Here is a 13,635-nt window from a genome sequence, read left to right as displayed (position 1 = left end):
TTTACCTCTCTAAGAAGAGATTAAGGCTGATAATAAATCGGTGATTCAGGGCCAACTGGGAATCCCAGAACAAATACCCATAAGTAGAATAACGCTACCCAACCAACAAAGAAGATCATGCTGTAAGGCAGCATGGTCGCAACTAGTGTGCCAATACCCATGTCTTTCTTATATTTAGTTGCTACAGCCAGTATCAAGCCAAAGTAGCTCATCATTGGTGTGATGAGGTTAGTAACCGAGTCACCAATTCGATATGCAGCTTGAATGGTTTCTGGCGCGTAGCCTATTAGCATTAACATTGGTACGAAGATAGGTGCAGTTACCGCCCACTGTGCTGATGAAGAACCCAAGCTTAAGTTAACCAATGCACACATTAAAATGAATAGCACGAATACTTCAGGACCAGTTAGGTTCAGTGTTTGTAAAAGAGCGGCGCCGTTAATAGCTAAAATTGTGCCTAGATTAGTCCATTTAAAAAAAGCAACAAATTGCGCGGCAAAGAAAACCAGCACAATGTACATACCCATTGAGCTCATACTTTTGCTCATGGCATCAATGACATCTTTATCGTTCTTCATAGTGCCAACAACGCGACCGTAAACAAAGCCCGGAATACCGAAAGTCACAAAGATAAATACCACAATGCCTTTTAAAAATGGCGAGTGTGCAACAAGGCCTGTTTCTGGGTTACGTAAAATGCCGTCTTCAGGAACAATTGTCCAAGCAAGTAATAATGACACCACTAACAGTGAAACACCCGCCCACTTAAGGCCTGACTTTTCTTTATCGGTTAGGCCAGCAATGTCATTCTTTGGTAAATCATTGCTTGCTTCTTCAGGGTTGTACTTGCCAAGGCGTGGTTCAACGATTTTTTCTGTAACGAAAGTGCCTAAAATGGCAATTAAAAATACAGAGATCATCATGAAATACCAGTTTGCTTCTGCGCCAACTTGGTAATTTGGATCAATCATTTGTGCTGCAGGTGTTGTGATACCTGCAAGTAGCGGGTCAATGGTGCCTAGCAATAGGTTGGCACTGTAACCACCTGATACACCAGCAAATGCGGCAGCAAGACCGGCAAGTGGGTGACGACCAAGGCTGTGGAATATCATCGCTGCTAATGGAATAAGTACCACGTAGCCAAGCTCTGACGCCGTATTTGATAAAATCGCAGCAAACACCACCATAAAAGTAACGAGCCTTTTAGATGCGCCCATCACCATGCCACGCATAGCAGCTGAGAGTAAACCTGAGTGCTCTGCGACACTTACGCCTAATAAAGCAACCAGTACCGTGCCAAGTGGTGCGAAACTGGTGAAGTTGGTAACAAGGCCGGTAACGATACGCTGGAGGCCTTCTGCACTAAGTAGGCTGACAACTTCAATAACACCATCAGGGTCGCGACCCGCAGCGCCTTCCGGACGTGGGTCGATAGCACTTAATCCAAACCAATCGGCGATGCCGCTAAAAACAATAATAGCAACGCAGAACATTGCAAATAATGTGATAGGGTGGGGTAGCATGTTACCCAAAAATTCAACGGTGGCTAAAAATCGATTAAACAACCCATTATTGCCACCCTCATGGGTATTGTGAGAGTTTATAGTTTTTGACATGTCCAGTTCTCGTTATTTCAAAATGGCGCTAACCTAGCATTTTTTACCGGACAGATCATGTTTTAGCGGTGGGCAAAGCTAATAGGTACGTTCCAATACGCCCTTGTATAGCAAGGGATAGCGGCGCAAACGTTTACCAATGTAATCATCGGCTAGAATTTGCGCACAGATTTGGTCTACATCGTTACTTGCTTCAAACACCCAGTCAAATCGCTCAATAGCAAGCAGAAAACCACGTTTGAGGAACTGTTGTTCTCGATAGTAGCTAAGATTATCGCGGATGATATCTAACTTATCAGGGTTATTTTTAAGTTCATTAATAACTTGGTTGATAAACGCTTGCTGTTGCTTTGACTCAGTTTTTACCCGTCGTTTCATTATCTATTTATGGTTCCTGCTCTGCGATATATAGCACTTTCTTTAAAAAGTCTTCTTTGTTTTTTTCATGTTGGTAGTCAAGGTGGTAGGTATTGTGAAAACCAAAGCGAAGTAACACACCACTGCCTTTAAGATATACGGTATAACCATCGATATCGGAAAAAGCACAAATACCTTCGTATAGCTTCCCATCTTCATGATCTTCACCGTGTTGAATGATTTTCTCATATACAGAAAGAATTAATTTACCGTCTAGCTCATTTTTCATGATGACTCCTTTTTTGTGCAATACGTTTCATATCTATAAAAAGTTTAGTGCTATTTTTAATGTTTTGAGTGTTTCTAACCTCTACTTTGCGATAAATCATTAAATCTGCATTTAGCCAGCAGATGTCGAAAATTTACAATATTTTGGCTTACATTACGCTTACGCTTGGTTTTATTTAAGGAACGTACTATGAAATATAAGTTTTTCCTCATGATATTGCTGACAGGCTTGATGCTTGTAAGCCAAAGAATATCAGCGAATACAGACACGCTTATTTTAGAAAATGAAGCAGGGCAAATCGTCAAATTTGAAAGTTTCTTAGGCAAAAAACCAGTTTATTTAAAGTTTTGGGCAACTTGGTGCAAGCCATGTATGGAGCAGATGCCGCATTTTCAGCATGCTTACGAACAATATGGCGATAAAATTCAATTTGTGGCGATAAATATCGACCTCAATGATGATGCACACTCTGTTGCTAAGGTTAAAGAACGTTTTTCACTTAGCATGCCATTATTTACTGATCTCACAGCTCAGGTTGCTAAACACTATGAATTTATGGGTACCCCTTTTCATGTGCTAATTGATAGCGATGAAAAAGTGATTTTTCAAGGTCACGAAGCTGATAAAGCGCTTGATAACACGTTACGTTTGTTATCACACAATGGCAAAGTTGAAAAAGCGCGGCTACTTGGTGAAAAGCAAAGTGAAGCAACGCCTTTGGTTATTCCGAATAAAGGCAAAAAAGTAGTGCTTTTCACCGCAACGTGGTGTGATTGGTACTTGGCCGACACTCGCCCTGCTATGGCAAAGCAGTGCGTATTAGCACAGCAACATGTTAATAAGTTGGCGGAGCAAGGGATTGATGTCGAGGTTAAAGTAAGTCAGTTGTGGACCGATCAAACTGCAGTGCGAGAATATGTTGATAAATTCTCTGCAACCATGCCCGTTTCAATCGATTATGGTAATGATTTATTTATCAAAAATGACATTAATTCGGTACCAAATCTGCTTATATACAGCGATGGAAGATTAGTTTCTAAGCAGGCTAAATTTTAGCTAAAAACTGATTAATTTTGCTTTGTAATTATGTAAATTTAGCCTATGCTCTAGGCTCATTTTTTAGTGAGCCTAGAGCATGATTGATAAGGCATTATTAGCAAAAACACGCGAATTATCAGACCGATTAATTGCATTGCAAACACCCATTCGTATCCTTGATGCAATCAATTGGGATAAACAAATCAAAGAAGAGTTTTTTAAGCACAAATGCCAGAAAAACCCTACGATTGATCAAGCCTATTACCAACAGCGTGACCTTGGTTTTGTACCAAGCGAATTGCGCCGAGGTTTTTCTGATTTAAATCGCGATATCATCAGCCAGTTAGGGCAGTTAAATCCAATCGCCCAATACATGAGCAAGATGTGTACTGAATATAAAACCGTACTCAGTATGATTGAGTATCGTGGTACCCCGGAGTTTCATGATCTATCTGTTGAGTTGTTTGGTCATCCTAAAGATTTATTTCATGCTGGAGAGCCTTCACTTTCTGAGCTTGCAACCATGCTTGAGCAGCCGCTAAAGAGTATGCTTGATGCCGATATATTGCCTGATGATCCAAAAAATATAGATGCCGAAGATGCAGTTAAAATTCTCGCATCACAAGTGTCTCAAACGATGCCAGGTATCGATGTTGAGGTCATTCTTAGTGACGGTATTGTCAGTGATGCTGCAGCCGGTGCAAATAATATAAAACTTAATCAAGATGTTAAGTTTTCCCAGCGTGAGCTTGATATTCTAGAAGTGCATGAAGGCTGGATCCATGTAGGTACGACCCAAAATGGCTTAGCACAGCCTTATTTAACCTGTTTGAGTAAAGGCACACCTAGCTCTACGGTCACCCAAGAAGGGCTTGCTGTGTTGACCGAAATTATTACCTTAAAATCGACGCCTCGACGTTTAGCAAAATTAGTTAATCGTATTCAAGGTATTACGAAAGTCATTGATGGTGCTGAGTTTGTTGATATCTATCGCGACTATATAGCTCAAGGTTTAAGTAAAGACGACAGCTATACACTCACTCAACGCGTGTTTAGAGGAAGTACAGCAACGGGATTACCTTTTACCAAAGATATCGCCTATATCAAAGGTTTCGTTTTAGTGTATAACCTTATTCGTGTGGCAATACAATTAGGTCGCATTGATCAATTGCACTTATTATTGGTCGGTAAAATCTCAATTGATGATTTTAGATTGATATCACAGTTACATGATTTAGGTGTCATTGAAGATCCTAAATTTATTCCACCACACTTTAAAGACTTACGAGGCTTAGCAACTTGGTTGAGCTTTGGTCGTTTTATTGGCAACTTGTCGTTTGAACAGTTAGAAAACGATTACAAACCACTCTTTCTTTAAACAAATACACAAAAAAAATGCAGCTGGAATGAGCAGCTGCATTTTCAGTTTTAAAGCATGTTGCCTTACATGCTTTTAGTCGAGGAAACGATTAACCAGTAAGTGCGTCAACCTGCACTACATCATTGAGAATGATAACGTTTGCACGCTTGAAGAAGTTAAAATCTGTCGCGGTTGCTAATGTGTAAGCACCCATCATACGACTGATAATTAAATCACCATTGTCTAATTTTGGTAGCATGATTGACTCACTCACTACGTCGATACTGTCGCAAGTAGGGCCTGCTAATACTGATTCTACGCGTTCGTTTGATTGTTTTAACGACTCTATTGGGTATGATGCTTCATCAAATAATAAACCACTGAATGAGCCATAAATACCATCATCTAAGTAGTACCACGGCTTACCTTCACGAACTGCTTGGCCCATTACCGATGCAACACTAGTTACAGCACTTGCAACAATAAAACGACCCGGTTCTGCAATCACGCGAACTGTCTCTGGTAACAGTGCTAACGCATCATTAATTGGCGCACAAAATTCATCAATTGGCAGCACGTCTTTGCTGTATGGCACTGGGAAACCACCACCAATATCAAGCGTACTAAGCGCTGGTAATCCTAAGTCAGCTACTTCATTCATTACTTGGTTGCATGCAGCTATTGCTGTTACGTATTTAGCTGGGCTCGCTGTTTGTGAACCAACATGGAACGACAAACCTTTTATGCGAATACCTAATTGTTGCGCGTAAGTAATGATTTCGATGGCCATTGCTGGGCTGCAACCAAACTTTTTCGATAAGTCAGCGAATGACTCTGCATTACGAAAGCTTAAGCGCACAAGTAATTCAACTTGATCTTTGTAAGCAATGAACTTTTCTAATTCATTGATGTTATCAACCACAAATACGTTACAACCGTATTCAAGTGCATCACGGATATCACGATCACGCTTTATAGGGTGTGTGTGAATAGTGCGATCACTTGGCACGCCTTGACTTGCTACTAAGTCAACTTCACCGCTCGTTGCTAAATCAAAGCTTGCACCTTCTTCTAAAAGAGTGCGAACAACCGCCGCCAGAGGAAGTGGCTTTAGTGCAAAGTGTAAAACAACACCTGGTAAAGCACGGCTTAATGCACGGTATTGATGACGAACAGATTCACAATCAAGCACCATTAGAGGTGCGCCATGTTGTGTAACTAATTGTTCAAGAAGTTGGATTGATGGTTGTGCAATTGACTCATTAGCAGCAACCGCAGCTGCAGGTACTTTGATTGTTAAATCTTGTGTTAGTGTAGAAATAGCCATTTTACTCTCCGGCAATTAAGCAACAGCTCGGGAAAATGGGAGTCCGAGTCAGTTGAGTGTCATTAAACGCACTTATTGTTATGTGCAATCAAATTCACTCTTGGATAGTTGCTCTATCGCCTTGCTACAAACAGTGTTTGTAATGTACTCGGATTGGCTATCATCAAGAAGCGGCGAGATAATATATCTGCTTTTTTTATTGTGCAAGCTTTTTTTTTTAGGAAATTCATGAAGCGAAAATAAATCAATTAACTGTTGTTTTTGAAGGATATTTTGTATCTTCTTTTATAAACATTAAGCATTGCTTCGAGATCAGCTGACAGGTTATTGGCTTTATGAATGGCGTACAGATATTCCGCCATAGGTGGCGTCATCATGTATGTATTCATTAATCTAATAGCATGTATGCCCTCAGCCGTTTTACTACATGTGAAATAGCCATTAGTAAACTCAGGATACTCACTAATTGGACGAGAACTTACCAGCTTTAATTGATCTTCGTTTAAGTGAGCATATAGAGACTCAGGATATGCGACGATAAAGTCAATACGTTGATTTAAAAGTAGCTTACTTAATTGCAGAAATGGATTTTCACCATAGATATTAGCAATTTTTGAGCGATATTTTTCAAAAGATGAATCTAATTGTTGATAGCTCGAGGAACCAATAATTCCGAAAATATACTTCTCTTTTAAAAGAGAGGTAACAGAAACAGGGGAAGGAAGATTGTCTATATTTGATTTTAACCCGAAAAGCTGTCTTTGCATGTGCATAAAAGTGGGTACTTTTGAAAACAGCATGTGCTCAGCTCGTTCAGCTGACTTTATTGCATTGAAAGTACAGCTAGGCTCTTTGCTTGAAAGACGCTTAATTAATCGAGCATGATTCGTAAATTGTACACTTAGATGAAATTCATCGCCTAAAGCAGGTTTGATAACTTTAAGAAAATGCTCGTTGATGTTTCTTTTATCAAACTCATTTGCAAAATAGGAGTGGGATAGGATGGTTAGTTTGCGCTTCTCACTTGCTTTAGTATCAGTACTAAAAAATGTTATGGCAAAAAATGAAACAAGAATAAATGCCCAAGCCATTTGTTGAAGGAATTGATTTGTCTGACTGTTAAACCTTGGTGTCTTCATATGGCTCGGGTATTGATTAAAAACTTAATTATCGAGCATTGGTGCTCTCAAATATTTTATCAGCTGATGCAGCAACAAAGCCGGTGTATAGCTCGCCATCTGGTTTTGCATAACGCAGAGCGAATTCATAGAAACAGCTAGGTACAGCTACAACGCCATCACTAAATTCAACTTCACTGTCATCAGCAAGTGTTGAAGATTGCTCAAGTAAAACTTCTGGTGAACCTTTAATTTCACCACCAGATGTATTTAATGCAAAACCTGCATCTTTAAGTGCCTGGTTTACGCTTTCGATGTCATCAAATTTAGCAAGCTCATTGATGCTTACTGTAAAGTGATTAGCACGGTAGCCCCACGCCGACATCCACGCTGCATACTCACTCTCTTCTAATAGCTTTTTGTAAGTTTCTGAACTTACTTGCCAATGTGTACCTGAATAGAGGAAATTATCCGCTGTTACATCGCTTTCGTCAATCTGTGAAACCATATCATTTACGATAGCTTGTAATTCTTCTGAACATTGCTCAACAAGTAGTTCAGAGATAAATACTTTAGGTTGTTTTGGATCAGAATGTTCAAAGTGCTTAGCGTACAATTTCTTTGCCTCAAAATGGTACTCGCCGCATTCTTTATAACCAACTGCTAAAAAGTGCGCAGCTAGCTTTTCTAAACCGATTTTTTCATGATTAAAAGTGCGTAGAGCGATGTGATCGTTAATCACGTCATCTTTTTGAGTAGAGCCTAATAGCTCATGTACTTTTACTGCCGAAGGCGTAACTGATAAATAGTTTTCCCATAGGTTTTCAAATAGGGCGTTTACATCTGTGTGCATGTTTAATTCCTTCAATTAAGGCGGCGAAGCCGCCAATCAATTATTCAATAATTAAGCCCGGCGCAAGGGTCTGTGGTAAGTTAACTTTTTCGGCTTCAACAGAAGCAACAGGGTACGCACAGTAATCAGCAGCATAATAAGCGCTCGCTCTGTGGTTACCACTGGCACCAATACCACCAAACGGTGCAGCGCTTGATGCGCCTGTAATTGGTCGGTTCCAGTTAACGATACCGGCACGAATACGTTTTAAGAAATGTTGGTAGTCATTACTATCATCACTTAATAAACCAGCAGATAAACCAAATGAGGTGTTATTCGCTTCATTAATCGCGCTATCGAAATCTGTGTAGCGGTAAACCTTGATAAGAGGACCAAAGTGCTCTTCATCAGGAATATCTTCAACAGCTGTTACATCAATAATACCAGGGCTTACAAAACCTGTACCCGGTTCTAAATGCTTAAGCTCAACAAGAGAAGTCGCTCCCATATCAAGTAACTGTTGCTGAGCTGCAACCATACCTAATGCGGCTTTTTCGCTGATCATTGCACCCATAAATGGTTGATCTTCGCTGAAGCTATCGGCTACTTTAATTTGTTTTGTTGCAGCAATTAATTTTTCTAAAATTGCATCGCCATTTGCCGAGTTCTCAATGAATAAACGACGAGAACAGGTACAACGTTGGCCAGAAGTAATGAAACCAGACTGAATAATATCGTGAACAGCCGCGCTTACATCAGCGACATCTTTTACGACTAGTGGGTTATTACCACCCATTTCCAGCGCTAAGATTTTACCTGGGTGACCTGCAAATTGCTTATGTAATAGATGGCCTGTATTAGAGCTACCAGTAAAGAATAAACCATCGATATCTTGATGAGATGCAAGCGCAATACCAGTGTCTACTTCACCTTGTACTAGGTTAATCACACCAGCAGGCAAACCTGCTTTTAGCCAAAGCTTTAAAGTGAACTCAGCAACATGAGGCGTTAGTTCTGATGGCTTAAATACAACTGTATTACCTGCTAAAATAGCAGGCACAATATGACCATTCGGTAAATGACCAGGGAAGTTGTATGGGCCAAATACTGCAACAACGCCATGAGGCTTATGGCGTATAAATGCTTTAGCGCCCGGCATTGGGTTTTCTGTAGTGCCCGTACGTTCGTTATAGGCCCTGATTGAAATGGCAATTTTACCCGTCATTGCACCTACTTCGGTACGTGTTTCCCATAATGGCTTGCCTGTTTCACGGGCAATGATGGTTGCGAACTCTTCACTGTGCTCTTTTAGTTCAGCAGCAAAATTTTCAAGAATTACAATGCGATCTTCAAGGGCCATATCAGCCCAGCCAAGCTGAGCATTACGGGCAGCTTTGATAGCATCAGCTACCTGTTCAGCCGTGGCTGTTTTACCTTGCCAAACAACCTCGCCATTACTTGGGTTGATTGAACTAAAATCATGACCAAGGCCTGCTTGCCATTGGTTATCGATAAGTTGAGTTGTTACACTCATTTTAAACTCCTTAAGTGGTTACAAACGGAAGAACCGTGCTGCATCCCCTTGTTTCAATTTAAGTGCATCTGCCACTTCTTGGCTGACGATTAACGTATGCTTAGCGTGGTTATAATGAGCATGTTTGGTGAATGTTGCTCTAAAGTCATTCACGCCCTGGTTGCAGATAGCTAATGTATCTGAGCTCTTCTCATTGATATGGGCAAGCTCACCAATGGTGATAGGGCAAACTTGTGACTCACGAACACTGCGAATATTGCCAAGTTTTGCTTCAACAGTTGGCCCTGCATCGAATAGGTCTACATAACCTCGGTGCTCAAACCCTTCTTTTTCTAGAAGTTTAAGCGCTGGCTTTGTTTTTTCATGGACCTTCCCAATCACAGCTTGTGCTTTTTTGCTCAGTAAGTTGGCATAGATAGGGTACTTAGGCATTAATTCGCTGATAAATACTTTATCGCCTAAACCAACTAAATGGTCTGCCTGTGGGAACTCAATGCTAAAAAAGTGCTCTTGTAACCATTGCCAGAACGGTGAGTGACCGTCTTCATCACTAACACCACGCATTTCTGCGATGATTGTGTCAGCAAAACGTTCACTGTGCTGCGCCATAAATAAGAAGCGCGAACGTGATAAAAAGCGACCCGTTAAACCTTTGCGGTTTTGCTCACGTAAGAACAAAGTACAAATTTCAGAGCAACCTGTATAGTCGTTACACATACTTAGAATATCAACGGTGTTATATACGTTGAGAGTGCGTGAATGGTGAACAGTTTTACCTAGATGGTAATGATACAAAGGAACTGACATACCCACAGCAGCTTCAATAGCCGTTGTACCTATAACTTCACCCGTTTCACTGTCTTCTAAAACAAATAAGTAGGTTTCGTCTTGTGGTTTATTAATGTCTTTTGCAAAACTGCGTTCCGCGCGTTCGATTTTTTCTTGTAGTAAATTGTCGTCAACCGGTAAAGAGGTAAAACCATGACCAGATTCAACAGCAATTTGTTTTAACGCAGCAAAATCATTTGCTGTTATAGGACGTAATACTTGCATTAAGTGCACTCCAATGGCGCATGCTTAAAGCATGCGCCAACTAGGATTAACCGTTTACAACGTCTGCAACCGCTTTTTCAAAGCGAGCTAAACCTTCTTTGATATCCTCTAATGGAATCACTAAAGACGGTGTAAAGCGAACAACATTTGTACCAGCAACAAGACTCATTAAACCATGTTTTGTGCTTGCTACTAGGAAGTCACGTGCACGGCCTTCAAATTTGCTGTTAAGAACCCCACCTAATAATAGACCTTTACCACGTACTTCACTAAACACGTCGTATTTTTCGTTGATTGCAGCAAAACCGTCACGTAAAAGTTGTTCACGCTCTTTAACACCTGCTAGTACTTCTGCTGTATTTACAGTATCAAAAGCAGCTTCTGCTACTGCACAAGCAAGTGGGTTACCACCGTAAGTAGAACCATGGGTACCCACTTTTAAATGCTCTGCAATGCTAGCCGTTGTAATCATTGCACCAATTGGGAAACCACCACCTAATGCTTTTGCTGTCGTAAGAATATCTGGCGTTACATCTAAACCTTGATATGCATATAAATCGCCTGTGCGGCCGACACCAGTTTGTACTTCATCAAAAATAAGTAATGCATTGTGCTTATCACATAACGCACGAACGCCTTTAACGAACTCGTTAGTTGGCGAAATAATACCGCCTTCACCTTGTAAAGGTTCCATCATAACGGCACAAGTGTTGTCACTGATAAGCGCTTCAAAAGCAGCTAAGTCATTATAGTCACAGTGATCGACTGCAGCTGGCTTAGGCCCGAAACCATCAGAGTAAGCCGCTTGGCCACCGACAGTAACAGTGAAGAATGTACGACCGTGGAAACCTTTGTTGAAGGCGATGATTTGATTCTTTTGCTCACCATGGACATCTAATGCCCAACGACGTGCTAGCTTTAATGCTGCTTCATTGGCTTCGGCACCTGAGTTTGCAAAATATACTTTATCTGCAAATGTTGCGTCTGTTAGCTTTTTAGCTAAACGCAGTGCCGGCTCATTCGTCATAACGTTTGATAAGTGCCAAATTTTTTCGCCTTGCTCTTTAAGCGCATTGACAAGAGCCGGGTGACAATGGCCTAAACAATTAACAGCAATACCACCTGCAAAATCGATAAATTCTTTACCGTTTTGATCCCAAACACGTGAGCCTTCACCGCGAACAGGAATAACCTCTGATGGATTGTAGTTTGGTACCATTACGTCGTTAAAAAGTTCTCTTGTTACTTGCATTTATTGCACCTAAATCTGGCTTAGTATGAAAAAAGTTAAATTGCAAAAAATAGGTCAGTTAAGCCGTTCCTGCCTAATTAAGCACGATGAGATTATTTTTCTTATCTATTTTTCTTATTATCTGGGTTAGAGACTTAAATTTGCAGTGCTATTTTGTGAAAAATGACTAAAATAAAAAGCAAATTAACGAACGGAGTAGTCAAATTGATAACTGCACAAGATGAAAAACTATTAGCTATTTTAAGAACCAATGCTCGTGCGAGTATTTCAGACCTTGCTAGAGCGCTTAACTTATCGCGATCAACAGTGCAAAGTCGAATGTTAAAATTAGAAGAAACAGGTGTAATCAAAGGCTATAGTGTAGACTATGGTGATGCCTATTTGAGCCAAATGGTATCGGCGCATGTGTCGATTAAAGTTAAGCAAAAACTCACTACCAAAACTAACCTTGAGTTAAAGCAGATTGATGCTATTTCACAGCTCTATGCAATTAGTGGTGAATTTGATTTGATTGCCGTTGTGCAAGCGCAAAACCTAGAAAAACTTAGCCACCTTTTAGATGACATTGGTAACTTGGATGGCGTGGAGCGAACCACATCATCGGTAATTTTAGAGACAAAGTTTAAGCGTTAACCCTTTTTCAGGTAAAATTGCTTCTATTGTCTATAATAACTCTATTTAGTTATTTAGGCTTGTATTGATGCTTGCTTCATTATTGCTCTCACTCACTGTGGCTCAGCCTTTTCAGTTAGGCACTAATCTGCCCCTTAATGCACCTCACAATGCAATAACTCATGTTGAATGTATTTTTAAGCAAATCAATGTGCCATTTAAGTTACAGAAGTTACCTTGGTTAAGAGCAAAAAGAGAAGTGCAGTTAAATCGACTTGATGGTTACTTTACTGCGAACCTGTTGTCAAAAATGCAGCAATATGGTGAGCTCTCAGCCCCTATGTTTCTAGAAAACTGGTACTGGTTTACCCATGCTGATTCGGCTTCGATAGCCGAACACGATCTTCGTTATGGAGTCGTAAGAGGCAGCCATCAGGCTGATTGGTATCAATTAACTAATCGGAAAATAGAAGTCGAAGTCAACACTACCCAAGAGCTTATCAAAGTATTCAAAAAGCAGCGGGTAGACAGAATATTGCTTGATTTAGAAGAGTTTGAATTCAACGCTGTGCAGTTACAAATAAAGCCAGATGAATATAAACAAACATTCTACCGTTATGTGCCTTTGGGCTTATTTGCTGCAAATAAAACGCTTGAGGAGTTTCCTGAATTTTTAAATGCTTTTAACAGCCACATAAGTAGCTGTTCACAAAGCCCCTTTGTATTGTCAAAAATCGAAAAACAATCCTTAGTGCGAGCGCTTTTTGAACAAATAAAAGTATTAGCTAATGCAGAGCTGGTGCAACAAGCCGTAAAAAAAAGTAACAGGCAACTAATTTCGAGTGAAGAGTTAGAGCAGTTTGATAATCTGTGGGAACAGCAGGTTATTGATAATAAGCCGATTATGGCTGAAAGCTACCTAAAGCTTGAAGGTTCACAATTCTTACAAGTGTGGCAAAGGCAGATGCAAGGCATCATTACTGAAATAATTGTCACAGATAAACAAGGTAAAAATGTCATTATTAGTGCAGTCACAACCGACTATTGGCAGGGTGATGAAGCTAAATTTTTAAATATGTATCAGCAAGAAGATGACTACTACATTGATACCTTGGAGTTTGATGAGTCGACTAAACATTTTCAAGTACAGTTCAGCGTGCCTATATTCGATGAAAAAAATCATCAGATAGGCGTACTGATTTTAGGCGTTGATGTTGAAAAAGCACTCTCTAAATAATGCCTCTTCT

The 13,635-nt window shown here is 40.3% G+C and carries 13 protein-coding genes; 4 read left to right on the top strand and 9 right to left on the bottom strand.

Features of this window, described 5'->3' with window-relative positions; all coding sequences use genetic code 11:
* Window positions 1–20 precede the first annotated feature (20 nt).
* From J3455_RS02000 to J3455_RS01990, 3 genes are all read right to left on the bottom strand, one after another.
* Complete coding sequence (locus J3455_RS02000; RefSeq protein ID WP_130052698.1) at window positions 21–1,616, bottom strand: AbgT family transporter; 1,596 nt, start codon at window positions 1,614–1,616, stop codon at window positions 21–23.
* 78 nt (window positions 1,617–1,694) lie between these two features.
* Window positions 1,695–1,994 (bottom strand): hypothetical protein, encoded by a 300-nt coding sequence (locus J3455_RS01995; protein ID WP_130052697.1) that lies wholly within the window; start codon window positions 1,992–1,994, stop codon window positions 1,695–1,697.
* Window positions 1,995–2,001: 7 nt separating this feature from the next.
* On the bottom strand, window positions 2,002–2,262 hold the full coding sequence (locus J3455_RS01990) for a DUF3081 domain-containing protein (protein ID WP_130052696.1): 261 nt from the start codon (window positions 2,260–2,262) through the stop codon (window positions 2,002–2,004).
* A 189-nt stretch (window positions 2,263–2,451) separates the two neighbouring features.
* On the opposite strand from J3455_RS01990, the gene J3455_RS01985 reads away from it, so the two are divergent.
* Window positions 2,452–3,318, top strand: a complete 867-nt coding sequence (locus J3455_RS01985; protein WP_349560889.1) for a TlpA family protein disulfide reductase — start codon at window positions 2,452–2,454, stop codon at window positions 3,316–3,318.
* Window positions 3,319–3,397: 79 nt separating this feature from the next.
* On the top strand, window positions 3,398–4,678 hold the full coding sequence (locus tag J3455_RS01980) for a flavohemoglobin expression-modulating QEGLA motif protein (RefSeq protein ID WP_167657523.1): 1,281 nt from the start codon (window positions 3,398–3,400) through the stop codon (window positions 4,676–4,678).
* A 91-nt stretch (window positions 4,679–4,769) separates the two neighbouring features.
* Here the strand turns inward: J3455_RS01980 and J3455_RS01975 are convergent, their stop codons facing one another.
* The 6 genes from J3455_RS01975 to J3455_RS01950 all read right to left on the bottom strand — a co-directional run bounded on the left by J3455_RS01975 (window position 4,770) and on the right by J3455_RS01950 (window position 11,776).
* Window positions 4,770–5,987, bottom strand: a complete 1,218-nt coding sequence (locus J3455_RS01975) for a type III PLP-dependent enzyme (RefSeq protein WP_167657524.1) — start codon at window positions 5,985–5,987, stop codon at window positions 4,770–4,772.
* 248 nt (window positions 5,988–6,235) lie between these two features.
* A complete protein-coding gene (locus tag J3455_RS01970) occupies window positions 6,236–7,126 on the bottom strand; it encodes a hypothetical protein (RefSeq protein WP_130052692.1) in 891 nt (296 codons plus the stop codon).
* A 28-nt stretch (window positions 7,127–7,154) separates the two neighbouring features.
* Window positions 7,155–7,958, bottom strand: coding sequence for a DUF1338 domain-containing protein (locus tag J3455_RS01965; RefSeq protein ID WP_130052691.1), 804 nt, complete (start codon window positions 7,956–7,958; stop codon window positions 7,155–7,157).
* A 40-nt stretch (window positions 7,959–7,998) separates the two neighbouring features.
* Window positions 7,999–9,471 (bottom strand): succinylglutamate-semialdehyde dehydrogenase, encoded by a 1,473-nt coding sequence (gene astD / locus J3455_RS01960; RefSeq protein ID WP_286260643.1) that lies wholly within the window; start codon window positions 9,469–9,471, stop codon window positions 7,999–8,001.
* 18 nt (window positions 9,472–9,489) lie between these two features.
* Window positions 9,490–10,524 carry an arginine N-succinyltransferase gene (astA, locus tag J3455_RS01955; protein WP_130052689.1) on the bottom strand — a complete coding sequence of 345 codons (1,035 nt, stop codon included), beginning with the start codon at window positions 10,522–10,524 and terminating at the stop codon, window positions 9,490–9,492.
* 46 nt (window positions 10,525–10,570) lie between these two features.
* On the bottom strand, window positions 10,571–11,776 hold the full coding sequence (locus J3455_RS01950; protein WP_130052688.1) for an aspartate aminotransferase family protein: 1,206 nt from the start codon (window positions 11,774–11,776) through the stop codon (window positions 10,571–10,573).
* A gap of 204 nt (window positions 11,777–11,980) precedes the next feature.
* Between J3455_RS01950 and J3455_RS01945 the strand changes: the two genes are divergently transcribed.
* On the top strand, window positions 11,981–12,409 hold the full coding sequence (locus J3455_RS01945; protein ID WP_130052687.1) for an Lrp/AsnC family transcriptional regulator: 429 nt from the start codon (window positions 11,981–11,983) through the stop codon (window positions 12,407–12,409).
* Window positions 12,410–12,476: 67 nt separating this feature from the next.
* Window positions 12,477–13,625, top strand: coding sequence for a transporter substrate-binding domain-containing protein (locus tag J3455_RS01940; protein ID WP_294089742.1), 1,149 nt, complete (start codon window positions 12,477–12,479; stop codon window positions 13,623–13,625).
* Window positions 13,626–13,635: the final 10 nt, after the last annotated feature.

This window comes from Pseudoalteromonas sp. NFXS39 (assembly GCF_040148775.1).
GTDB lineage: Bacteria > Pseudomonadota > Gammaproteobacteria > Enterobacterales > Alteromonadaceae > Pseudoalteromonas > Pseudoalteromonas apostichopi.
Note: the sequence above shows the minus strand (reverse complement) of the source record. Positions and strands in the feature narration are given on the sequence as shown.